17 protein-coding genes, 2 tRNA genes and 1 riboswitch are annotated in these 22,344 nt (G+C 66.6%); all 19 genes read left to right on the forward strand.

The genetic code is table 11. From position 1 onward, the window contains the following. The 19 genes from G342_RS0102675 (at position 1) to cobO (ending at position 22,342) form a co-directional block, all read left to right on the forward strand. A complete protein-coding gene (locus G342_RS0102675) occupies positions 1 to 2,076 on the forward strand; it encodes a hydantoinase/oxoprolinase family protein (protein WP_018181559.1) in 2,076 nt (691 codons plus the stop codon). Position 2,077: 1 nt separating this feature from the next. Continuing rightward, positions 2,078 to 3,754: a hydantoinase B/oxoprolinase family protein gene (locus G342_RS0102680; RefSeq protein WP_245557201.1), complete on the forward strand. Its 1,677-nt coding sequence runs from the start codon at positions 2,078 to 2,080 to the stop codon at positions 3,752 to 3,754. Between the two features lie 309 nt (positions 3,755 to 4,063). Further along, positions 4,064 to 4,537: a formate dehydrogenase subunit gamma gene (locus tag G342_RS0102685; protein ID WP_018181561.1), complete on the forward strand. Its 474-nt coding sequence runs from the start codon at positions 4,064 to 4,066 to the stop codon at positions 4,535 to 4,537. Then, complete coding sequence (locus G342_RS0102690; protein WP_018181562.1) at positions 4,534 to 6,090, forward strand: formate dehydrogenase beta subunit; 1,557 nt, start codon at positions 4,534 to 4,536, stop codon at positions 6,088 to 6,090. Before G342_RS0102685 ends, G342_RS0102690 begins: the two co-directional genes overlap by 4 nt. A 9-nt stretch (positions 6,091 to 6,099) precedes the next feature. Further along, positions 6,100 to 8,946: a formate dehydrogenase subunit alpha gene (gene fdhF, locus G342_RS0102695; RefSeq protein ID WP_018181563.1), complete on the forward strand. Its 2,847-nt coding sequence runs from the start codon at positions 6,100 to 6,102 to the stop codon at positions 8,944 to 8,946. A gap of 3 nt (positions 8,947 to 8,949) precedes the next feature. Beyond that, entirely contained in the window at positions 8,950 to 9,768 is an 819-nt protein-coding gene (gene fdhD / locus G342_RS0102700) for a formate dehydrogenase accessory sulfurtransferase FdhD (protein WP_018181564.1), read from the forward strand. Next, positions 9,758 to 9,994, forward strand: a complete 237-nt coding sequence (locus G342_RS0102705; RefSeq protein ID WP_018181565.1) for a formate dehydrogenase subunit delta — start codon at positions 9,758 to 9,760, stop codon at positions 9,992 to 9,994. The genes fdhD and G342_RS0102705 overlap by 11 nt, the downstream gene beginning before the upstream one ends. A 608-nt stretch (positions 9,995 to 10,602) precedes the next feature. Beyond that, positions 10,603 to 10,678: transfer RNA gene (locus G342_RS0102710), tRNA-Asn, on the forward strand. A 94-nt stretch (positions 10,679 to 10,772) separates the two neighbouring features. Continuing rightward, positions 10,773 to 10,848, forward strand: a tRNA-Asn gene (locus tag G342_RS0102715). A gap of 474 nt (positions 10,849 to 11,322) precedes the next feature. Further along, complete coding sequence (locus tag G342_RS0102720) at positions 11,323 to 12,300, forward strand: Bug family tripartite tricarboxylate transporter substrate binding protein (RefSeq protein ID WP_018181566.1); 978 nt, start codon at positions 11,323 to 11,325, stop codon at positions 12,298 to 12,300. 92 nt (positions 12,301 to 12,392) lie between these two features. Then, positions 12,393 to 12,869: a tripartite tricarboxylate transporter TctB family protein gene (locus G342_RS0102725; protein WP_018181567.1), complete on the forward strand. Its 477-nt coding sequence runs from the start codon at positions 12,393 to 12,395 to the stop codon at positions 12,867 to 12,869. Positions 12,870 to 12,872: 3 nt separating this feature from the next. Next, a complete protein-coding gene (locus G342_RS0102730; protein WP_018181568.1) occupies positions 12,873 to 14,372 on the forward strand; it encodes a tripartite tricarboxylate transporter permease in 1,500 nt (499 codons plus the stop codon). A gap of 224 nt (positions 14,373 to 14,596) precedes the next feature. Beyond that, positions 14,597 to 14,854 (forward strand): hypothetical protein, encoded by a 258-nt coding sequence (locus G342_RS0102735; RefSeq protein WP_018181569.1) that lies wholly within the window; start codon positions 14,597 to 14,599, stop codon positions 14,852 to 14,854. Between the two features lie 30 nt (positions 14,855 to 14,884). Next, positions 14,885 to 15,102: riboswitch (cobalamin riboswitch) on the forward strand. 30 nt (positions 15,103 to 15,132) lie between these two features. Next, positions 15,133 to 15,324 (forward strand): CbtB domain-containing protein, encoded by a 192-nt coding sequence (locus G342_RS0102740; protein ID WP_018181570.1) that lies wholly within the window; start codon positions 15,133 to 15,135, stop codon positions 15,322 to 15,324. 16 nt (positions 15,325 to 15,340) lie between these two features. Further along, on the forward strand, positions 15,341 to 16,087 hold the full coding sequence (locus G342_RS0102745) for a CbtA family protein (protein WP_018181571.1): 747 nt from the start codon (positions 15,341 to 15,343) through the stop codon (positions 16,085 to 16,087). Between the two features lie 4 nt (positions 16,088 to 16,091). Then, the gene (gene cobU, locus G342_RS0102750; protein WP_026304051.1) at positions 16,092 to 16,640 is read left to right on the forward strand and encodes a bifunctional adenosylcobinamide kinase/adenosylcobinamide-phosphate guanylyltransferase; all 549 of its coding nucleotides are present in this window, start codon (positions 16,092 to 16,094) and stop codon (positions 16,638 to 16,640) included. Then, on the forward strand, positions 16,637 to 17,653 hold the full coding sequence (gene cobW, locus G342_RS0102755; protein ID WP_018181573.1) for a cobalamin biosynthesis protein CobW: 1,017 nt from the start codon (positions 16,637 to 16,639) through the stop codon (positions 17,651 to 17,653). The genes cobU and cobW overlap by 4 nt, the downstream gene beginning before the upstream one ends. 4 nt (positions 17,654 to 17,657) lie before the next feature. Next, positions 17,658 to 21,722: a cobaltochelatase subunit CobN gene (gene cobN, locus G342_RS0102760; protein ID WP_018181574.1), complete on the forward strand. Its 4,065-nt coding sequence runs from the start codon at positions 17,658 to 17,660 to the stop codon at positions 21,720 to 21,722. Beyond that, on the forward strand, positions 21,719 to 22,342 hold the full coding sequence (gene cobO / locus G342_RS0102765) for a cob(I)yrinic acid a,c-diamide adenosyltransferase (RefSeq protein WP_018181575.1): 624 nt from the start codon (positions 21,719 to 21,721) through the stop codon (positions 22,340 to 22,342). Before cobN ends, cobO begins: the two co-directional genes overlap by 4 nt. Positions 22,343 to 22,344: the final 2 nt, after the last annotated feature.

Below are 22,344 nucleotides of genomic sequence, written 5' to 3' on the forward strand. Positions count from 1 at the left end.
ATGAGCGACAAGACGATCCGCGTCGCCACCGACGTCGGCGGCACCTTCACCGATCTCGTCTATTTCGAGACGGACAATGCTACCGGCCGCCAGACCGTCCGCACCGCGAAATCCGACACGACGCCGCCGAACTTCGAGCAGGGCGTTCTGAACGTGCTCGCCAAGGCCGAGGTCGACCCGGCTGACATCGCCTTCTTCGCGCATGGCACCACCGTCGTCATCAATGCGCTGACCGAGCGCAAGGGCGCCAAGACGGCGCTGATCACGACCGAGGGTTTTCGCGACGTGCTGGAGATCGCGCGCGGCAACCGGCCCGACTTCTTCAACCTGCAATATGTGAAGCCCGAGCCCTTCGTGCCGCGCTATCTCTGCCGCGAAGTGCCGGGCCGCATCGCCTATACGGGCGCCGAGCGCTCGCCGCTCGAGCTCGAAGGCCTGCCGGCGATCCTCGAGGATTTCCGTGCCGAGGGCGTCGAGGCAATCGCCATCTGCCTGCTGCACTCCTATGCCGATCCCCGGCACGAGCAGGCGGTCGCGGCCGAGGTGCGCAGGCTCTGGCCGGAAGTGTCCGTCGTCGCCTCGCACCAGATCACCCGCGAATGGCGCGAGTATGAGCGCGCCTCCACGGCGGTGCTGTCGGCCTATGTGCAGCCGGTCGCCAGCCGCTATCTCGGCCGGCTCGAGGACGGGCTCGCCTCGAAGGACTTTGGCGGCCAGCTCTACGTCATGCAGTCGAACTGCGGCGTCGACTCGCTCGCGGCCACCCGCGAGATCCCGATCACCATGGTCGAGAGCGGCCCGGCGTCGGGCTTCTGGGGGGCGGCCGAGCTCGGCCGTATCCTCGGCGAGAAGAACGTGCTGGCGCTCGACATCGGCGGCACCACGGCGAAGTGCTCGCTGATCGAGAACGGCCATGTGAAGATCATGACCGACTACTGGATCGAGCGCGACCGCACCGCGTCCGGCTATCCGATCATGGTGCCGGTGGTCGACCTCGTCGAGATCGGCAATGGCGGCGGCTCGATCGCCTGGGTCGATGATTTCGGCAAGCTGCATGTCGGCCCGCAATCGGCCGGCGCGATGCCCGGCCCGGCGGCCTATGCGCGCGGCGGCACGCAGGCGACGACGACCGACGCCAACCTCGCGCTCGGCCGTATCGACAAGGACTATTTCTGCGGCGGCACCATCACCGCCGACATGAAGGCGGTCGACGGCGCGCTGAACGCACTGGCTGAAAAGCTCGGCCTTTCGCCGATCGAGGCGGCGCGTGGCATCCTGCGCATCGCCAACAACAACATGATCAACGCGCTGAAGCTGGTCTCGCTCAACCGCGGCCATGACCCGCGCGACTTCACGCTGGTCGCCTTCGGCGGCGGCGGCGCCATGCACGCGGTGGCGCTCGCCACCGAGCTCGGCATGAAGAAGGTCGTGATCCCGCGCGGCGCGTCTGTCTTCTCGGCCTGGGGCATGATGATGTCGGATCTGCGCCGCGACTTCTTCGTGTCGCGCCTGATCGAGCAAAGCGACGCTCGTTCGGCTGCGCTCGAAGCGCTGCTGCACGAGACGAAGCTGCGCGCCGTCGAGCAGTTCGCCAAGGAGGGCGTCGCGGCCGACAAGGTGAAGCTCGTTCCCTTCATCAAGTGCCGCTACCAGAACCAGGAGCACGCGGTCGAGGTCGAGTTCACCAGCGCGACCGTCGATGCGGCGTCGATCCAGGCGATGATCGATCGCTTCCATACGGCCTATGAGCGCGAATACACCTATCGCCTCGACGCGCCGGTGGAGATCGTCGGCCTGCATCTCGTCGCCTCCGCCGAAGTCGGCAAACTCGAGATGAACGCGCTGCCGACGACGGGCGCGACACTCGACCAGGCGGTGAAGAGCCGCCGTGACGTCGACTATGCGCTCGAGGGCGTGCACGAGGCGACGATCTACGACCTGGCGAAGCTGGAGCCCGGAATGCGCTTCAGCGGCCCGGCCATCCTCGAGGATTCCGGCACGACCGTGGTGATCCACCCCGGCAACCGCGTTTCCATCGACGCCTATGGCAACACCCATATCGAACTGGGGGCCTGACATGAGCAGCCAGACAATGACCACCCCGTCGCACGATCCCGTCACCTTCGACATCATCCAGAACTCGCTGCAGGCGATTTCGGACGAGATGTTCGCGGCGATGCGCAAGACGGCGATGAGCGCCATCATCTACGAGGTGCTCGACATGGGCACCGGCATCTGCGCCGCCGACGGCGAGATCGCGTCCTCCGGCGCTGGCATCCCGTCCTTCATCGGTGTGCTCGACAAGGCGGCGAAGGCGATCCTGCGCAAGCACCCCGTCACCTCGATCTATCCGGGCGACGTGTTTGTCACCAACGATCCGTTCTATGGCGGCGTGACGCATCTGAACGACGTGGTGCTGGTGATGCCGGTGTTCGCCGAGGGCGAGATCGTCGCCTGGACCGCGAACATCGCGCATTGGAACGATGTCGGCGGCATGGTTCCGGGCTCGATGTCGACCGACGCCAAGGAGATCTATCAGGAAGGCCTCCGCATTCCGGCGATCAAGATCATCGAGAAGGGCGTGTCGAACCAGTCCGTCATGGATCTGATGACGGTGAATTCGCGCCTGCCGGAATTCCTGAAGGGCGATATGTGGGCGGCGATCGCCGCGGTCCGCATCGGCGAGAAGCGCATCCTCGACCTCGTCGCCAAATACGGCAAGGGAACCTTCATCGCCGCCATGAAGCACTTCATGGACTATGGTGAGCAGGTCACGCTGAAGGCGTTGAAGGAACTGCCGAAGGGCAAGTTCTCCTTCGCCGAGGAGCAGGACAGCGGCCAGATCTACAAGGTGACGGTCGAGATCACCGACGATGAGTTCATCGTTGATCTCACCGACAATCCCGACCAGACGCTGACCCCCAGCAACGCCAGCCGCGATGGCGTCGTCGTCTCGTGCCAGATGGCGATCAAGGCGATCACCGACGTCAGCGCGCCGGCGAATGGCGGCTCGTTCCGGCCGCTCGTCGTCAAGACGCGGCCCGGCTCGATCTTCGATGCGCAGGAGCCCGCGGCGCACGGATTCTACTACGAGGTCGAGATCCGCGTCTTCGACCTGATCCTGCGCTGCCTGGCGCAGCACCTGCCGGAAAAGCTCTCCGCCGGCAGCTTCGCCTCGATCTGCGGCACCGTGCTCGGCGGTCCGCACCCGGACACCGGCCGCCACTTCACCATCGTCGAGCCGGAGCTCGGCGGCTGGGGCGCGATGCCCGGACGCGACGGCAACAACGCGATCTTCTCCGGCTTCCACGGCGAGACCTTCAACTGCCCGGCCGAGATCGCCGAGGCCCGCTACGGCCTCTATGTCGACCAGCTGGCGTTGAACCCGGAAGAGGGCGGCGAGGGCCAGTGGCGCGGCGGCAAGGGTATCCGCATGGACTACCGCGTTCGCGCCGACGGCAACTTCCTCACCTGCGGCTACACGCGTTCGCGCATCATGCCCTGGGGCATGGAAGGCGGCCATGAGGGCACCGGCAACCATGTCGACGTCATCAAGTCGGACGGCAGCCGCAAGCGCTATTCCTTCGCCACCGGCATCGAGCTCAACAAGGGCGATGTCGTCCGCGTCGTCACCGGCAATGGCGGCGGCTACGGCGATCCGAAGAAGCGCGACCGCGCGGCGGTGCTCGACGACATCAAGAACGGCTACCTGAGCGCCGAGCGCGCCAGGACGATTTACGGCGTCGAGATCTGACGCCTCTTGCTGCCCTTCAGGGCTCGATGACGGAAGCGCAGCAAACCTTCACCCCAACCCTTTCCCGCAACTGGGCGAGGGGTGGGGTGAGGAGTGGCGATTTCCTAGGTGCTTGTGCCGTCTCCGTCGCGACAGCGGTGGGCAATCTTGATGGCAGCCAGCCGAAGCCACGTCGCGGGCCCGCGCCTTGCGACGTGGAAACCAGGCGCAGCGAGGCAGGGCACAATGCCCTCCCTGCCATCGAGCGGTTGATTGCTCGCCGGATAAGCGGCACCTTGCGACGATTCTAATTTTTGAGTGATCGCAGCAGTGACGTCCTACGAGCCATGGAGCGCGGCGCGCGCCTCTGAAATCATCGCCGCTCATGCCGATCGTGAAGGCCCGGCGCTGCCGATCCTGCATGCCATCCAGGCGGCGTTCGGCTTCGTGCCGGAGACGGTCGAGCCGATGATCGCCGAGGCGCTGAACCTCACGCGGGCTGAAATCCACGGCGTCGTCACCTTCTACCACGACTTCCGCCGCAAGCCGGCCGGCCGCCATGTTCTGAAGCTCTGCCGCGCCGAGGCCTGCCAGTCGATGGGCGGCGACGCGCTCGCTGCCCGCGCGGAGGCCGCGCTCGGCATCACGCTCGGCGAGACGACGGCGGACGGCCAGGTCACCTTGGAACCCACCTATTGCCTCGGTCTTTGCGCCACGGCGCCGTCGGCGATGCTCGACGGCAAGCTGGTCGGACGGCTCAGCGAGGCGCGGCTCGACCGGCTGGTCGCGGAGGCACAGCGATGAGCGCTCGCCTCTATATTCCGGCCGACGCCGCCGCCATCGCGGTCGGCGCCGACGACGTCGCCGAGGCCTTCTCGGCGGCCGCCAGGGCAAAGGGTCTGTCCCTCGACATCGTGCGCAATGGCTCGCGCGGCCTGTTCTGGCTGGAGCCGATGGTCGAAGTGGAGACGGGGCAGGGGCGCGTGGCCTATGGCCCGGTCGCGCCGGATGACGTGCCGGCCCTGCTTGATGCCATGCTGGCGGGCGAACCGCACGCGCTGCTGCTTGGTCCGACGGAAGACATTCCGTGGCTGAAGCGGCAGACGCGGCTGACTTTCGCGCGCTGCGGCATCGTCGATCCGCGCTCGCTCGCCGATTATCGCGCCCATGGCGGCTACAAGGGGCTGGAGCGGGCGCTGGCGCTCGGGGCCGAGGCGACGATCGAGGAGGTCGTCCAGTCCGGCCTGCGCGGACGCGGCGGCGCCGGCTTCCCGACCGGCATCAAGTGGCGCACGGTCGCCGCCACCGAAGCGACGCAGAAATACATCGTCTGCAACGCCGACGAAGGTGACAGCGGCACCTTCGCCGACCGTATGATCATGGAAGGTGACCCCTTCGTTCTGATCGAGGGCATGACGATCGCGGCGCTCGCGGTCGGCGCCAGCAAGGGCTTCGTCTATATCCGTTCCGAATATCCCCACGCTGTCGCCGCGATGGACGAGGCGGTTCGCGCCGCGCGGCGCGGCGGCTATCTCGGCCGTTCGGTCGCCGGCTCCGATCGCGACTTCGATATCGAGGTGCGGGTCGGCGCGGGCGCCTATGTCTGCGGTGAGGAGACGGCGCTGCTCGAGAGCCTCGAGGGCCGGCGCGGCGTCGTTCGCGCCAAGCCGCCGCTGCCGGCGCACAAGGGCCTGTTCGGCAAGCCGACCGTCGTCAACAACGTCATTTCGCTGGCGACGGTGCCCTATGTGCTGGCCGAGGGCGCGACCGCCTATCGCGATTTCGGCATGGGCCGCTCGCGCGGCACGATGCCGATCCAGATCGCCGGCAATGTGAAGCATGGCGGCCTTTACGAGACCGCCTTCGGCGTCACGCTCGGCGAACTGGTCGACGACATCGGCGGTGGCACGGCGAGCGGTCGTCCAGTGCGCGCCGTGCAGGTTGGCGGCCCGCTCGGCGCTTATTTCCCGCGCGCGCTGTTCGATACGCCGTTCGACTACGAGGCGTTCGCCGCGCGCGACGGCCTGATCGGCCATGGCGGTATCGTCGTCTTCGATGACACGGTCGACATGGCCAGGCAGGCGCGCTTCGCCATGGAGTTCTGCGCGCTCGAATCCTGCGGCAAGTGCACGCCCTGCCGCATTGGCTCGACGCGGGGCGTCGAGACCGTCGACCGGATCATCGAGGGCCAGGAGCGCGAGAAGAACCTCGTCGTGCTGGAAGACCTCTGCCACACGATGAAATTCGGATCGCTCTGTGCACTTGGCGGCTTTACGCCCTATCCTGTCATGAGTGCGCTCCACCATTTCCCCGAGGATTTTGGCGCGGCCGCGCCGATCCTCGAAGACGCACGCTAGGAGACCGCCATGTCGCTCATCCACGAGATCGACTACGGCACGCCGCGTTCGAAGTCGGACACGATGGTGACGCTCACCATCGACGGCGAAACGATGACCGTGCCGGAGGGCACCTCCATCATGCGCGCCGCGATGGAGATGGGCACCGAAATCCCGAAGCTCTGTGCCACCGACATGGTCGATGCCTTTGGCTCGTGCCGGCTCTGCCTGGTCGAGATCGAGGGCAGGGCGGGGACGCCCGCCTCCTGCACCACGCCGGTGATGCCGGGCATGGTGGTGAAGACGCAGACGGAGCGGCTGAAGCGCCTGCGCAAGGGCGTGATGGAACTCTACATCTCCGACCATCCGCTCGACTGCCTGACCTGCGCCGCGAATGGCGATTGCGAGCTGCAGGACATGGCCGGCGCGGTCGGCCTGCGCGACGTCCGCTATGGCCATGAGGGGCACAACCATCCGAACCCGGGTCTCGACGAGTCGAACCCCTATTTCACCTACGATCCGTCCAAGTGCATCGTCTGCTCGCGCTGCGTTAGGGCCTGCGAGGAGGTGCAGGGCACTTTCGCTCTGACGATCGCCGGTCGCGGTTTTGACTCCGTCGTCTCGCCCGGCATGGAGGAAAGCTTCCTCGGTTCGGAATGCGTCTCCTGCGGCGCCTGCGTGCAGGCCTGCCCGACGGCGACGCTGACGGAGAAGTCGGTGATCGAGATCGGCCAGCCCGAGCATTCCGTGATCACCACCTGCGCCTATTGCGGCGTCGGCTGCACCTTCAAGGCCGAGATGCGCGGCAATGAGGTCGTGCGCATGGTGCCGTGGAAGGACGGCAAGGCGAACCGGGGCCACTCCTGCGTCAAGGGCCGCTTCGCGTGGGGCTATGCCAGCCACAAAGAGCGCATCCTCAATCCGATGATCCGCGTAAGCATCACCGACCCCTGGCGCGAAGTGTCCTGGGAAGAGGCGATTGCCCACACGGCGTCGGAGTTCAAGCGCATCCAGGCGAAATATGGCCGCCTCGCCATTGGCGGCATCACCTCGTCGCGCTGCACCAACGAGGAAACCTTCCTCGTCCAGAAGCTGATCCGCGGCGGCTTCGGCAACAACAATGTCGATACCTGCGCCCGCGTCTGCCATTCGCCGACCGGCTACGGCCTGAGCCAGACCTATGGCACCTCGGCCGGCACGCAGGACTTCGACTCGGTCGAGCACTCCGACGTCATCCTGCTGATCGGCGCCAATCCGACCGACGCCCATCCCGTCTTCGGCTCGCGCATGAAGAAGCGGCTTCGCGAGGGCGCCAAGCTGATCGTGCTCGATCCGCGCCGGATCGACCTGGTGCGCATGCCGCATGTCGAGGCGTCCTATCACCTGCCGCTCCGCCCCGGCACCAATGTCGCCGTGCTGACGGCGCTCGCCCATGTCGTCGTCACCGAAGGATTGGCCGACGAGCATTTCGTTCGTGAGCGCTGCGACTGGGATGAGTTCCAGGACTGGGCTGCCTTCGTCGCCGATCCGCGCAACAGTCCGGAGGCGATCTCCGAATTGTCCGGCGTGCCGGCCGAGGATATCCGTGCCGCCGCCCGGCTCTACGCCACCGGCGGCAATGGCGCGATCTATTACGGCCTCGGCGTCACCGAGCACAGCCAGGGATCGACGACGGTGATGGCGATTGCCAACCTCGCCATGGCGACAGGCAATATCGGCCGCCCGGGCGTCGGCGTGAATCCGTTGCGCGGCCAGAACAACGTGCAGGGCGCCTGCGACATGGGTTCGTTCCCGCACGAGCTCTCCGGCTATCGCCACGTTTCGGGCGACGAGACGCGCGCCCTGTTCGAAGCGCTCTGGGGCGTGCCGCTCGATCATGAACCGGGCCTGCGCATCCCCAACATGCTCGATGCCGCCGTCGACGGCGTCTTCAAAGGCCTCTACGTCCAGGGCGAGGACATCCTGCAGTCCGATCCCGACACCCGGCATGTCGCGGCTGGCCTCGCCGCCATGGAATGCGTCGTCGTGCAGGACCTGTTCCTGAACGAGACGGCCAACTACGCCCATGTCTTCCTGCCGGGCTCGACCTTCCTGGAGAAAGACGGCACCTTCACCAATGCCGAGCGCCGCATCCAGCGCGTGCGCAAGGTGATGCCGTCGAAATCCGGCAAGGCCGATTGGGAGATCACGATCGACCTCGCCAATGCCATGGGCTTCTCGATGGCATATGCGCACCCGTCCGAGATCATGGACGAGATCGCCCGGCTGACGCCGAGCTTCGCCGGCGTCTCCTATGCCAAGCTGGAGGCCGAGGGCTCGGTGCAGTGGCCTTGCAACGAGCACGCGCCGCATGGCACGCCGGTCATGCATGTCGACGGCTTCGTGCGCGGCAAGGGCCGCTTCATGGTGACTGAATATGTCGCGACCGACGAGCGGACCGGCCCGCGCTTCCCGCTGCTTCTCACCACCGGCCGGATCCTGTCGCAGTACAATGTCGGCGCGCAGACGCGGCGCACCGCGAATGTCGTCTGGCATGGCGAGGACCGGCTGGAGATCCATCCGCATGACGCCGAGCAGCGCGGCGTCCATGACGGCCAGTGGGTGAAGCTCGCCAGCCGCTCGGGCGAAACGAGCCTGCGCGCGCTGATCACCGAGCGCGTCGCGCCGGGCGTCGTCTACACGACCTTCCACCATCCGGGCACCCAGGCGAATGTCGTCACCACCGACTTCTCCGACTGGGCCACGAATTGCCCGGAATACAAGGTGACAGCGGTGCAGGTCATGCCCTCCAACGGGCCGACCGCCTGGCAGGAGAGCTATGACGAGCAGGCGCGCACCAGCCGCCGGATCGAGCCTATCGTCGAGGCGGCGGAGTAGGGCATGCAACCGCCCTTCCTCCGCGTTGCCCGCACGCTCTGGCGCGCCGATGGCGCGGCGGAGGGTGAGCGCGCTATTCCCGAAGAGATCGCGGTCGCCCTGAGCTATGACGGCAGCACGCAGGCCGTGATGATGGCGACGCCCTGCGATCTCGAGGATTTTGCCTTTGGCTTCAGCCTCACCGAAGGCATCGTTGCCGAGATTTCCGAGATCGAGCGCTTCGAGATCGTCGAGCAGGATATCGGCGTCGAGCTGCGCATGTGGCTCGCCGCCCGGCGCGCCGAGGCGCTGGCGAGTCGCAGGCGCTATCTTGCCGGGCCGACCGGCTGCGGCCTTTGTGGCATCGACAGCCTGACGGAGGCGATGCGCGTGCTGCCGCGGGTCGGCGAGACGCTGCGCGTCACCGCGAGCGAAATCCGCAGCGCGCTGGCGGCGCTCGCGCCGTTGCAGATCCTCAACGGCGAGACCCGCGCCATGCACGCTGCCGCCTTCGTCCAGCCGGGCGAGGGCGTCGTCGCGCTGCGCGAGGATGTCGGCCGTCACAACGCGCTCGACAAGCTCTGTGGTGCCCTGGCCCGCACCGGCGTCGACGCGTCCTCGGGCATGGTGGTTCTGACAAGCCGCGTCTCGGTCGAGATGGTGCAGAAGACGGCCATGATCGGCGCGCCGCTGATCGTCGCCGTCTCCGCCCCGACGGCGCTCGCCGTCCGCACGGCGAAGGCGGCCGGCATCACCCTCGTCGCCATTGCACGCAGCGACGGCTTCGAGGTCTTCACCCATCCCCATCGCATCACGCAGGAAACGGTCGCCCATGTCGTCTGACCGATCGTCCGACAAGCTCGTCTACATGGCGAACCAGATCGGCAAGTTCTTCGCCAGCCAGGGCGAGGCGAAAGCCCCGGCGGCGATCGCCGAGCATCTGAAGAAGTTCTGGGACCCGCGCATGCGCGCGGGCATCGTCGCCCATCTCGAAGCCGGCGGCGCCGGCCTCGACCCGCTGGTACGCGAGGCGGTCCAGCGCCTGCGCGAGACGATGTCGGCAAAGTAGGACGAGCGGGCCTTCGGCCGCGCCCGTGCTGACGTTTGCATGGATTCCTGCTTGCGCAGGAATGACGGCAGACGGTGGAGAGGGCGGAGCCCGGACTGATTTGCCGATAGAGCGCATCCGAATTTCCCCCCGCCGGAATTCTAACACTCGCCGTCATCCCGGACGCAGCGCAGCGGAGATCCGGGATCCATTCAACCGTACTTGAAGGGAGGCGGGTCAAACGGCACGCCGCCGAACGCGTCGGGCCTATCTTCCAGCCAACCGCGCTGAATGGATCCCGGGCCAAGCCCGGGATGACGGCGAGGGTGGCGCGACGAGGTGAGGGCTATCGGCCGGTGCATGGGGAGGTCCCTATCTCGACGGGGAGGCCCAACGGATGTTCGTCCATTCCTCGCCAAACCACTTCATCATCGAATCCAACTCACGTTCGCCCGAGCCCCTTGCCCCATGAATCCGCTGTTCCCGCGCGAGTTATCCCCACGCCAAACCCGCAGGAACACAGCGTTTTGACGGTCCGGACCGGATCCGGCTCCAAAAGCGGCGTTTTAGGACTTTGCAAGCCGGCGCAGGCTTTGCTATAGCCTCGCTCACAGCAGCGGCGACGCTGTTCCGCGATAGCTCAGTTGGTAGAGCAGGTGACTGTTAATCACCGGGTCGTTGGTTCGAGTCCAACTCGCGGAGCCAGTTTTGATCAAGGGGTTAGGTGGATTGCCATCTGGCCCCTTGATTGTTTCCGAGCCTCGGCAGCGAGGCAAGGGAGAGGGGCCGCGCACGCTGTTCCGCGATAGCTCAGTTGGTAGAGCAGGTGACTGTTAATCACCGGGTCGTTGGTTCGAGTCCAACTCGCGGAGCCAGTTTTGATCAAGGGGTTCGATGGCAAGCCGTCGGACCCCTTGATTGTTTCCGGCCTGCGGCTCGCGCTGATCTCGCAGCGCTCCCGGCGCGCAACCCGCCGCACGCCGCGCTCGTTTCCTGCTCGCTGGCGGCCTGTGCCGAGCGTCGGGTCGCACCTCCGGTTGAGCTTCCCGGTCCAGGGTCGTCGATTCATCATTTTTCATCGGTTTTCCCGATCATTGCGGCCGCCGACCTGCAGTCACACAGCATTCCGCATCGTCATATGATTCGTAGATTGTATGGCGAGAACCTGCCTGGAAATGCGGGAAAACGCCGGGTCTTTCCGTTTAGTCATATGATGTTTGCGTTGACAGACTATCGGTCCGTCTAAATATTCTCAGGTTCGTCCCGCATAGGGAACGGATTTGCCAGCCTTCGCAGCAAAGTGGCTCGGACGCGCTGGTAGATCATCATCAGCATTCTGGGAGGAAACCATGCTGAGACGTACGCTCCTTTGCTCCGCGCTGGCGCTGGCCTCGACCGCCCTGACCGTTCCGGCCATGGCGCAGTCCGCCTATCCCGAGCGACCGATCCAGATGATCGTTCCCTGGGGTGCGGGCGGCGGCACCGATGCGGTGGCGCGCATCATCGGCACCATGCTGCAGCAGGAACTCGGCGTTCCGGTCAATGTCGTCAACCGCACCGGTGGTTCGGGCGTCGTCGGCCACAGCGCCATCGCGACGGCTAAGCCGGATGGCTACACCATCGGCATCGCGACAATCGAGATCGACATGATGCACTGGCAGGGCCTGACGGACCTGACCTACAAGGACTTCGACTTCCTCGCCATGGTCAATGCCGATCCGGGCAGCGTCATGGTGTCTGTGGACTCGCCGTACAAGACGCTTCCGGACCTGCTTGCGGCTATCAAGGAAAAGCCGGCCGGCACCTTCAAGGCCTCCGGCACCGGCCAGGGCGGTATCTGGCATCTCGGCCTCGCCGGCTGGATGATGTCGCATGGCCTGAAGCCGGACCAGGTTACGTGGGTTCCGAGCCAGGGCGCGGCACCCGGCATCACCGACATGGTGGCCGGCGGCGTCGACCTCGTGCCGGCAGCGCTTGCCGAAGGCCGTTCGATGATCGACGCCAAGCGCGTCGTTGGACTCGGCTCGATGTCGTCCGAGCGGCAGGATCTGTTCCCGGATGTGCCGACGCTGAAGGAATCGGTCGATTCCGACTGGACGCTCGCGGTCTGGCGCACGGTGGCAGCGCCCAAGGGCCTGCCGGAGGACGTCGCGGCCAAGCTCGGTGCGGCGCTCGAGAAGGCCTACAACAGCCCCGAATACAAGAAGTTCATGAACGAGCGCGGCTTCGGCATGCGCTGGGCTGACGGCAAGGAAACCACGCGCATCGTCGCCGAAGACGATGCGACGCTCGGCACGATCATGAAGGAAGCCGGTCTCGCCAAATAAGCGGCCGGCCAATCTTCCGATCTCATGCTAGCGGCGCGGTTCCGGGGGCCAGTTCCCCGGGACCGTGCTCCCCGGTCTTGCACGGAACGGCCATGATCAAGCTCAGTGAACTTCATCTCGGGGTACTGACCGCCCTCGGCGGGATCGCCCTTCTTCTCGCCTCGGCCCATTTCGGGCCCCTTCCCGGACAGGCCTATGGCGCAGGCACCATGCCTCGACTTATCGGCTGGTGTTCCATCCTGCTCGGTGGCTTCATGATCGCCACCAGCCTCAAGCACCTGCCGGACATGCTGAAGCCGCATCTCTCCGACTGGGTGCGCACGCCACGCCTGGCGCTGGCGGCACTGGCGACGCTGGCGGTCATCGTCTTCTACATCCTGTTCTCCGAGACGCTCGGCTTCATCCCGGTCAGTTTCGTCGGCCTGGTGGCCATGATGCTTGTCCTGCGTACTCGGCCGCTGACAGCGATCCTCGCCAGCGCGGTGACGACGCTGGTGGTTTATTACGGCTTTTCGCGCCTTCTCATGGTGCCGCTGCCGCGCAGTGAATTTCTCTCATTCCTGGGGTGACGCATGCTGATCTTTGAACAGGCTGCGGGACTCGTCTTCCAGCCCTACGTCCTCATGGTCATCCTGGCATCCGCCGCCTTCGGCATGCTGGTGGGCGCCATTCCCGGCCTGACGGCCACCATGGCAACGGCGCTGCTGGTGCCGATGACCTTCTTCATGGATCCAGTTCCGGCAATCGCGGCGATCGTCACGGCGACGGCCATGGCGATCTTCGCCGGCGACATTCCGGCGGCGCTGCTGCGCATGCCCGGCACCCCGGCCAATGCCGCCTATGTCGAGGACGCCTACCGGATGACGCAATCCGGCAGGGGCGACGAGGCGCTCGGCGCGGCACTCGTCTTCTCGGCCATCGGCGGCCTGTTCGGTGCTGTCGTCCTGATGACGGTCTCGCCGACGCTCGCCGAGATCGCGCTGAAGTTCAGCTCGGAAGAGTATTTCTGGCTGGTGCTGCTCGGTCTTTCCTGCGCCGTCTTCGTCAATCCCGGTTCGCCGACGCGTGGCCTGATCTCGCTGCTGATCGGCCTGTTCGTGGCGACGATCGGCATGGAGAACCCCTCGGGCGAGCCGCGCTTCTCCTTCGGCAATCTTGAGCTCATGGCCGGCATACAGTTCATCCCGGCGATGATCGGTCTGTTCGCTGTGTCCGAGGTTCTGCGCACCGTCACGGCGACGTCGCCGCGCCAGAAGATCCCGCGCTCCGACGGTGGCGGCATCTTCCGGTCACAGTGGAAGAACCTGAAGCAGTATCCGGTCCAGACCGTTCGCGGCAGCGTCACCGGAACCGCGCTCGGCATCCTGCCGGGAGCCGGCGCCGATATTGCCGCCTGGATTTCCTATGCGATCTCCAAGCGCTTCTCGAAGCAGAAGGCGAAGTTCGGCACAGGCCATGTCGAAGGTCTGGTCGAGGCGGGCGCCTCGAACAACTCCGCCGTCAGCGGTGCCTGGATCCCGGCCCTGGTGTTTGGCATCCCCGGCGATTCGATCACGGCCATCGTCATTGGTGTGCTCTACATCAAGGGGATCAATCCCGGTCCGACGATCTTCATCAACGACCCGCAGACCGTCTACGCGATCTTCATGGTCTTCATCCTGGCAAACCTGATCATGCTGCCGCTGGGATGGCTGGCGATCCGCGGGGCGCGGCCGCTCCTCTCGATCCCGCCCTCGACGCTGATGCCGATGATCCTGATGTTCTGCATCGTCGGCTCCTTCGCCATCGCCAACTCGATGGCCGGAATCGTCATGATGCTGGTGTTCGGCATCATTGGATTCTTCATGGAGGAGAACGACATCCCGATCGCGCCCGCCATTCTCGGCATGGTGCTCGGGCCGATGCTGGAGCAGAACTTCATCACCTCGATGATCAAGGGCGATGGCAGCGTCCTGCACTTCTTCGAGCGGCCGATCGCCGCCGGGCTGGGCGTCTTCACCATCCTGATCTGGCTTTTCCCGCTGCTGATGCTGATCCTGCGTCGGCGCTCCAAGGCGACTGTCGCAGCCTGATCCAGCCCGGACGGCACAAGCCGCCGCCCGCGACGATCCAATCCCCGACGAGCGCCAGCTCGCCGGGGATTTTCGTTTCGAAGGGTCCGACGGCGCGCCCGTTGCCGTTGCAATCATTGGCCCTCCATCCACATAAGGACGGAGCGAAAGCGGCGGCGAGACGTTGCGCCGATACACCGTTTCAAGGCTTTCGAGCCGTTCAGGCCCCGGAGAAACCAGACCGCATGGCATCGATCCGTTTCGGCAAGAAGGCGATTTCCCTGCCCAAGAGCCGCGCCGCGCGTGTCGCGATCGGCAGTGGATTCGTGCTGGGCGGCACGCTGGGCTTCCTACCGGTGCTCGGATTCTGGATGGTACCGATCGGTCTGGTCGTCTTGTCCCATGATTTTCCGCGGGTGCGGCGATTGCGCCGGCAGTCGGAAGTGGCGCTGATGCGGCGCTGGGCCAAGCTGCGCAAGAAGACCGCGCCGGTTGCGAAATGAGCGGCGGCTTGCGCTTGTAGCCCAATCAATCTAGCGTGATCCTGCGTCGGTTCCCCCGATGGACCCCAGGTCCAGGGGGATGAAATGGGAATTCGGTACGGAATGACCCTCTACGGGGTTCCAAGTCCGAAGCTGCCCCCGCAACTGTAAGCGGCGAGCGACCTCGCGATGGCCACTGGGAAACCGGGAAGGCGTCGAGGAAGCAGCGACCCGCGAGCCAGGAGACCAGCCAGCGCCTCATACCAGCAAGCCGTCGGTGGGACGGCTAAGGAGACGCTATGATTCGCTCTGCCCCGACATCCATTTCCGCCGGAAGTACCCAGGCCAGCGCCCAGGCGCGCCTCGTCCCGGCGCTGTTCGCCATTGCCTTCGGTCTTTTCCTGTTCATCGGCACCGGCTTCGCCGCGCCGAGCCTGATTCACAACGCGACGCACGACACGCGGCATTCCCTCGGTCTGCCCTGTCACTGACGCCATAGGATCAGACATGTTCAAGACCATCATCATCAGCGCCTTCGGCGCGGGCTTGGTCGTGGCCGCGGCGCTCTCCGCCGTCCAGGCCTTCACCACCGAGCCGCTGATCTTCCACGCCGAGACCTTCGAGAGCGCCGAACCGGCGACCGCCGAGGCCGTGCCGCACGAGCACGCGACCTCGGAGCCGCATGCGCATGACGCAACCCCGGCCGCCGCGACCGACGCCGCCGCGCATGAGCACGATTCGGATGAATGGGGCCCGGCCGACGGCTTCGAGCGCTCCGCCTACACTTTTCTCGCCAACCTGCTGATGGGCGTCGGCGTCTCGGCCGTGCTGCTCGGCCTGATGTCGGTCCGGGGTGGCGCCATCAACGCCCGCACCGGCGTGCTCTGGGGCGTCGCCGGCTTCTTCGCCGCCGCGCTGCTGCCCTCGCTCGGCCTGACGCCGGAACTGCCGGGAACCCCGGCCGGCGCCCTCGAGGCGCGCCAGGTCTGGTGGCTCGGCACGGCGGCGGCGTCCGCCATCGGCATCGCGCTGATCGTGTTCAGCCAGTCCTGGCTGTTGAAGGCGGCCGGCCTGGTCATCGGCGTGATGCCGCATGTCATCGGCGCCCCGGTGCCGCCCTCGCTGGAAGCCGCCTATCCCGCCGTGCTGGCGGCCGAGTTCGCCACCGCGTCGCTCGTCGTCAGCGCGCTGCTCTGGGCCGGATCGGGCGTTGCCGCTGGCTGGCTCTATCAGCGCCTGTCGCGGACCGCATGAGCTCGTGACCACAACCGCGCCCCGCATGGCGCTGATCCTCGGCGGCGCTCGCTCCGGCAAGAGCCGCTTCGCCGAGGCGATCGTCTCCCGCACCGGTCTTCCCGCCACCTATCTCGCCACCGCCGAGATCCGCGATGCTGAAATGCAGGCGCGGATTTCGATGCATCGCGCGCGGCGCGGCGGCGACTGGACGACGATCGAGGAACCGCTGGAGCTGACTGACCGCGTGGTAGCGCTCGCCGACCCCGGCCGCGTGCTCCTCGTCGATTGCCTGACGCTCTGGCTCTCCAACATCATGGAAGCGGAGCGCGATGTGGCGGCCGAGAGCGCACGTCTGGCTGACGTGCTTCGGACTGCACGCGGGCCGGTCGTCCTCGTCTCGAACGAGGTCGGCTCCGGCATCGTGCCGATGAACGCGCTCGCCCGCCGCTTCGCCGACGAGCAGGGGCGGCTGAACCAACAGATCGCCGCCGCCGTCGAAACCGTCTTCCTCGTCGCCGCCGGCCTGCCGCTGCGGCTGAAACCCAATCCGAACCTGGAGTTCGTCCTTTGAGCGCCCGTATCCCCGCCACCATCGTCACCGGCTTCCTCGGCGCCGGCAAGACGACGCTGATCCGCAACCTGATCGCCGACGCGAAGGGGCGCCGTATCGCGCTCATCGTCAACGAGTTCGGCGACATGGGCTTTGATGGCTCGCTGCTCTCCGATTGCGGCGTCGACGACTGCAAGCCCGACAGCATCGTCGAACTCACCAATGGCTGCATCTGCTGCACGGTCGCCGACGACTTCCTGCCGACCATCGAGGCGCTGCTGGCACGCGATAACCCGCCGGACCACATCGTCATCGAGACGTCGGGTCTCGCCTTGCCGCAGCCGCTGGTGCGCGCCTTCACCTGGCCGTCCGTGCGCCACCGCGTCACCATCGACGGCGTCATCACTGTGGTCGACGCCGAGGCCGTCGCCGCCGGCCGCTTCGCGCATGACGAGGAGGCGGTCGCCGCCCAGCGCGCCGCCGACGAGTCGCTCGACCACGAGGACCCGATCGAGGAATTGTTCGAGGACCAGCTCTCCTGCGCCGATCTCATCGTCTTCTCCAAGACCGACCTCGTCGACGCCAGGCAGCTCGAGGAAGTCGCCGAGATCGTCGCCCGCGATGCTCGCAAGGAAGCGCGCGTCGTGCACGCGACGGCTTCCGGCCTGCCGGCCGAGATCCTGCTCGGTGTCGGCGCGGCGGCCGAGGAAGACGCCTTCGAGCGCAAGAGCCATCACGACCTCGAGGGCGAGGAGCACGACCACGACGATTTCGACACCTTCATCGTCGATGTCGCCGAGCAGGCCTCGATCGAGGCGCTGGCGTCGCGCGTCCGCGCCGCCATGGCGGAAGCGAACGTGCTGCGCATCAAGGGCAGGGCGGCTGTCGCCGGCAAGGCGGCGCCTGCCGTCGTGCAGGCGGTCGGCCCCCGCGTCGACACCTATTTCGCGCCCGGCGGCAATGCCGGCCGACTCGTCGTGATCGGCGAGCGCGGGCTCGACCGCGCCGCCATCGCCGCGCATTTCGCGGGCTAAGACCATGCATCTCGTTGCCGGCGAAATGGAGCGGATCGACGATGGCGGCAGCGCCATCGATCTCGACCAGTCGCCTGGCGACATCATCATCCTGTCGGCAGCCGATACGGAGCTCGCCGCCTTTGCGGCGGCCTTTGCCGGCGCACCAGAAGGGCCGTCGCTGCGACTCGCCAATCTGATGCAGCTGACGCATCCCTATTCGGTCGATCTCTATCTCGAAAAGACGGTCGCCAAGGCGAAGCTCGTCTTCATCCGCATGATGGGTGGCGTCGGCTACTGGCCCTACGGGCTGGAGGCGATCCGCGCGCTCTCCCGCGCCGGCAGGCCTGAGATCGCCGTCGTCCCTGGTGAGGATCGTTGGGATCCGGCCCTCGAGGCCTATTCGACCGTCGCGCCCGCGATCGCGCATCGGCTCTGGCGCTATTGCGCCGAGGGCGGCGCGGTAAATATCGGCCGCGCGCTCGCCTATACCAGACACGTCGTCGGTGAGGGCGAAGCGCCGCCGGAGCCGCAGGTGTTGCCCGAGGTCGGCTTCTATCGGCCGGGCGAAGGCGTCGTCGCGGACGCGCTGGGGCCGCAGGACACCGGCCGGCCGGTGGCCTTCCTCACCTTCTACCGCTCGGTCATCCCCGGCGGCTCGACCGAACCGGTCGACGCGCTCGTCGAGGCGCTCGATCGCGAAGGCATCGCGACGGTGGCGATCTTCGCGTCCAGCCTGAAGAACGAGGCCGCAGCGGCTTTCATCGAGCAGGCCTTCGATGCGCTGGATCCCGCCATCGTCCTCAACGCCACCGCCTTCGCCATCTCGCGCCCCGGGCGGGCGCATGAGCCGACCGTGCTCGACCGCGCCGGCAGGCCGGTGCTGCAAATCGTCTTCGCCGGCACGAGCCGCGAAGCGTGGCTTGAATCCACGCGCGGTCTCGGCCCGCGCGATCTGATCATGAATGTCGTGCTGCCGGAGGTGGATGGCCGCATTTTGACCCGCGCTGTCTCCTTCAAGGAGCAGGTCGAAAGCGACGGCCGGACGGACAGCCGCATCGTCGTCTACCGCGCTGACCGTGAACGGATCGCCTTCGTCGCGGCGCAGGCGGCGAACTGGGTGCGGCTTGCCGCGAAGGGGCCGGCCGACCGCAAGGTCGCGCTCGTCCTCTCCAACTATCCCGACCGTGACGGCCGCCTCGCCAACGGCGTCGGCCTCGACACGCCGGAAAGCGCCGCCCGCATCGCCATCGCCATGAATGGCGCCGGCTACGCGCTCGACGGCTTTCCGGAGACGGGCAGGGCGCTGATGGACCTGCTGCTCTCCGGCCCGACCAACGCGCTGGCGAAGGGGATGGAGCCGTTGAGCGAGGGTTCCGTTCCTTCACCTCTCCCTGAGGGAGAGGTCGGCCCGCAGGGCCGGGTGAGGGTTTACGGACTATCCGAAGAGGACACGGATGCGATATCGGGTGTGGCGACCGCTGAGTGGATACAGCCCTCTCCGGCGCGTGCCCTAAACCCTCACCCGCCGGCTTCGCCGTCGACCTCTCCCTCAGGGAGAGGTGAAGGAACGCCTGACTCGCCAAGGGCGAGCGATAACGCCGAGGGCGCAGTTCTTTCGCTTGCCGACTACCGCGCCTTCCATGACGCGCTGCCGCAATCCGTCCGCGATGGACTCGCCGAACGCTGGGGCGAGCCCGACGCCGACCCATTCTTCGCCGAAGGCGCCTTCCGGCTCGCGATCCATCGTTTCGGCAATGTCGTCGTCGGCATCCAGCCGGCGCGGGGCTATGGCATCGATCCGAAGGCGACCTATCACGATCCAGACCTCGTGCCGCCGCACCACTATCTCGCCTTTCATGCGTGGCTGCGGACGCAGTTCGGCGTCGATGCCATCGTGCATGTCGGCAAGCACGGCAATCTCGAATGGCTGCCCGGCAAGGCGCTCGGCCTCTCGAATGCCTGCTGGCCGGAAGTCGTGCTCGGCCCGACGCCGCTGATCTATCCCTTCATCGTCAACGATCCCGGCGAGGGCGCGCAGGCGAAGCGCCGCGCTTCGGCCGTCGTCGTCGACCATCTGATGCCTGCCTTGACGCGGGCCGAGGCGCATGGCGCCTTCGCCGAGATCGAGACGCTGATCGACGAGTACCAGCTGGCGCTGGGCGCCGATCCGCGCCGCCGCGACCATCTGGAGCGCGAGATCTTCGATCTGGCGGTCAAGCACGGCATCGATCGCGACCTCGGCATCGGGGTCGACGCCGACAGCGGCAGCGCGCTCCGCGCCATCGACGCGCATCTCTGCGAGATCAAGGAACTGCAAATTCGCGACGGACTGCACATCTTCGGCAGTTCGCCGGAGAACGAGCACCGCCTCGACACGCTGATTGCCATCGCGCGTGTGCCGCGCTCCGGCGGTCGTCCCGAGGATCAATCGCTGCATCGGGCGATCGCCGCCGATCTCGGCCTCGACGGCTTTGATCCTCTGGCCTGCGATCTGTCGGCAGACTGGGAGGGATCTCGTCCCGCGGCGCTCACTCTCCTGACCGATGAACCCTGGCGCACTCATGGCGACACGGTCGAGCGGATAGAGATCCTGGCCAAGCGGGCCGTCGCTGCCGAGCTTCTCCCTCCCCCTTGTGGGGAGGGTTGGGGAGGGGGAATGCCGGGCGAAGAGCTCAATCCTGAGGAAGCGTCAAATCCTGAGGGATCCCCCTCTCTCCAACTCTCCCCCACAAGGGGGGAGAGAGCTCTGCCGGCGCCCGGCCCCGCCATAGCTCCCGTCCTCGACTGGATCCTGCGGGAACTGGCCCCGGCGCTGGACCGCTGTGGCGTAGACGAGATAGCCGCCGTACTGACGGCGCTCAATGGCCGCTTCGTGCCGCCCGGTCCCTCGGGCGCGCCGTCACGCGGCCGGCCGGACGTGCTGCCGACGGGCAAGAACTTCTATTCCGTCGATACCCGCGCGGTTCCCACGGCCGCCGCCTGGCGGATCGGCAAGCAGGCCGCCGAGGCGCTCGTGCTGCGCTACATGCAGGACGAGGGCGAGTGGCCGCGCTCCGTGGCGATCTCCGCCTGGGGCACCGCCAACATGCGCACCGGCGGCGACGACATCGCGCAGGTGCTCGCTCTGATCGGCGCCGAGCCGGTCTGGGAAGCAGGCACCGGCCGCGTCACCGGGTTTCGCGTCCTGACGCTCTCGGAGCTGAAGCGGCCGCGCGTCGATGTCACGCTGCGGATTTCCGGCATGTTCCGCGACGCCTTCCCGGAACAGATCGACCTGATCGATTCCGCCATCCGCGCCGTCGCCGCGCGTGACGAGCCGGCCGATGCCAATCCCATCGCCGCAGCCCATGGCGCGGGGCAGGACCTCGCCCGCATCTTCGGCTCGAAGCCCGGTTCCTATGGCGCCGGCCTGCAGGCGATGATCGACGAGAGAATCTGGGACAGCCGCGCGGATTTGGCCGACGCCTTCCTCGCCTGGTCGAGCTTCGCCTATGGCGGCGGCGCCGAGGGCGAGGCGGCCGGCGACCGGCTGAAGGCGCGGCTCGCCGCCACCGACGCCGTCCTGCACAACCAGGACAATCGCGAGCACGACATCCTCGACAGCGACGACTACTACCAGTTCCAGGGCGGTCTCGCGGCGACGATCGAAACGCTGAAGGGCGCCGCGCCCCGGCTCTATCACGGTGATCATTCCCGTCCCGAGACCCCCGTCGTCCGGCCACTGGCGGAGGAGATCGGCCGCGTCGTGCGCGGGCGGGCGATCAATCCGAAATGGATCGCCGGCTGCATGCGGCACGGCTACAAGGGCGCCTTCGAGATGGCGGCGACGCTCGACTATCTCTTCGCCTTCGCCGCGACGACGCACGCGGTCGGCGACCACCATTTCGATGCGCTCTACGACGCCTATATTGCCGATGATGAGGTGCGCGCCTTCATCGCCGACGCCAATGAACCCGCGCTCGTCGAAATGGCGGACCGCTTTCTCGAAGCCATGGAGCGCGGCCTCTGGTCGCCGCGCGCCAACAGCGCCTATCAACGGCTGGCAGCACTCGCTTCCCGCCGCGACGCCCGAAAGGAATTCGCATGACGATCGAAATGACCGAAGAGGAACTGAACGCCCGTCACGCGGAGAAAATGCGCAAGAAGAAGGTCGTGCGCGACAAGATCCTCGCCTCGAAGAACGTCGAGAAGGGGCTCGTCATCGTCCATACCGGTAAGGGCAAGGGCAAGTCGACCGCCGCCTTCGGCATGGCGTTCCGCTCGCTCGGCCACGGCCTGCCGGTCGCCGTGGTGCAGTTCGTGAAGGGCGCGATCGATACGGGCGAGCGCATGGCGCTGGAGCGCTTCGGCGACCTCGTCTCGATCAACCGCCTCGGCGAGGGCTTCACCTGGGAGACGCAGGACCGCCAGCGCGACATCGCCGCCGCCCGCCATGCCTGGGAGACGGCGAAGGAGCTGATCAAGAGCGGCGCCTATCATCTGGTTCTTCTCGACGAGCTCAACATCGTGCTGCGTTACGATTACCTGCCGCTCGCCGAGGTGCTCGAATTCCTCACCACCGAGAAGCCGGCCGACGTGCATGTCGTCATCACCGGCCGCAATGCGCCGGAGGGGCTGATCGAGATCGCCGACCTCGTCACCGAGATGGAGCTGATCAAGCACCCGTTCCGCTCCGGCGTGAAGGCGCAGCAGGGCATCGAGTTCTGATG

It is taken from the genome of Kaistia granuli DSM 23481, from assembly GCF_000380505.1.
Lineage (GTDB): Bacteria > Pseudomonadota > Alphaproteobacteria > Rhizobiales > Kaistiaceae > Kaistia > Kaistia granuli.

Excerpts from the sequence above, each read along its gene's own strand:
- G342_RS0102740 (WP_018181570.1), top strand. The coding sequence starts at position 15,133 with ATGATTCGCTCTGCCCCGACATCCATTTCCGCCGGAAGTACCCAGGCC.
- cobO (WP_018181575.1), top strand. The coding sequence starts at position 21,719 with ATGACGATCGAAATGACCGAAGAGGAACTGAACGCCCGTCACGCGGAG.
- fdhF (WP_018181563.1), top strand. The coding sequence starts at position 6,100 with ATGTCGCTCATCCACGAGATCGACTACGGCACGCCGCGTTCGAAGTCG.
- fdhD (WP_018181564.1), top strand. The coding sequence starts at position 8,950 with ATGCAACCGCCCTTCCTCCGCGTTGCCCGCACGCTCTGGCGCGCCGAT.
- G342_RS0102690 (WP_018181562.1), top strand. The coding sequence starts at position 4,534 with ATGAGCGCTCGCCTCTATATTCCGGCCGACGCCGCCGCCATCGCGGTC.
- G342_RS0102720 (WP_018181566.1), top strand. The coding sequence starts at position 11,323 with ATGCTGAGACGTACGCTCCTTTGCTCCGCGCTGGCGCTGGCCTCGACC.
- G342_RS0102680 (WP_245557201.1), top strand. The coding sequence starts at position 2,078 with ATGAGCAGCCAGACAATGACCACCCCGTCGCACGATCCCGTCACCTTC.
- G342_RS0102730 (WP_018181568.1), top strand. The coding sequence starts at position 12,873 with ATGCTGATCTTTGAACAGGCTGCGGGACTCGTCTTCCAGCCCTACGTC.
- G342_RS0102735 (WP_018181569.1), top strand. The coding sequence starts at position 14,597 with ATGGCATCGATCCGTTTCGGCAAGAAGGCGATTTCCCTGCCCAAGAGC.
- G342_RS0102725 (WP_018181567.1), top strand. The coding sequence starts at position 12,393 with ATGATCAAGCTCAGTGAACTTCATCTCGGGGTACTGACCGCCCTCGGC.
- G342_RS0102675 (WP_018181559.1), top strand. The coding sequence starts at position 1 with ATGAGCGACAAGACGATCCGCGTCGCCACCGACGTCGGCGGCACCTTC.
- G342_RS0102745 (WP_018181571.1), top strand. The coding sequence starts at position 15,341 with ATGTTCAAGACCATCATCATCAGCGCCTTCGGCGCGGGCTTGGTCGTG.
- cobN (WP_018181574.1), top strand. The coding sequence starts at position 17,658 with ATGCATCTCGTTGCCGGCGAAATGGAGCGGATCGACGATGGCGGCAGC.
- G342_RS0102705 (WP_018181565.1), top strand. The coding sequence starts at position 9,758 with ATGTCGTCTGACCGATCGTCCGACAAGCTCGTCTACATGGCGAACCAG.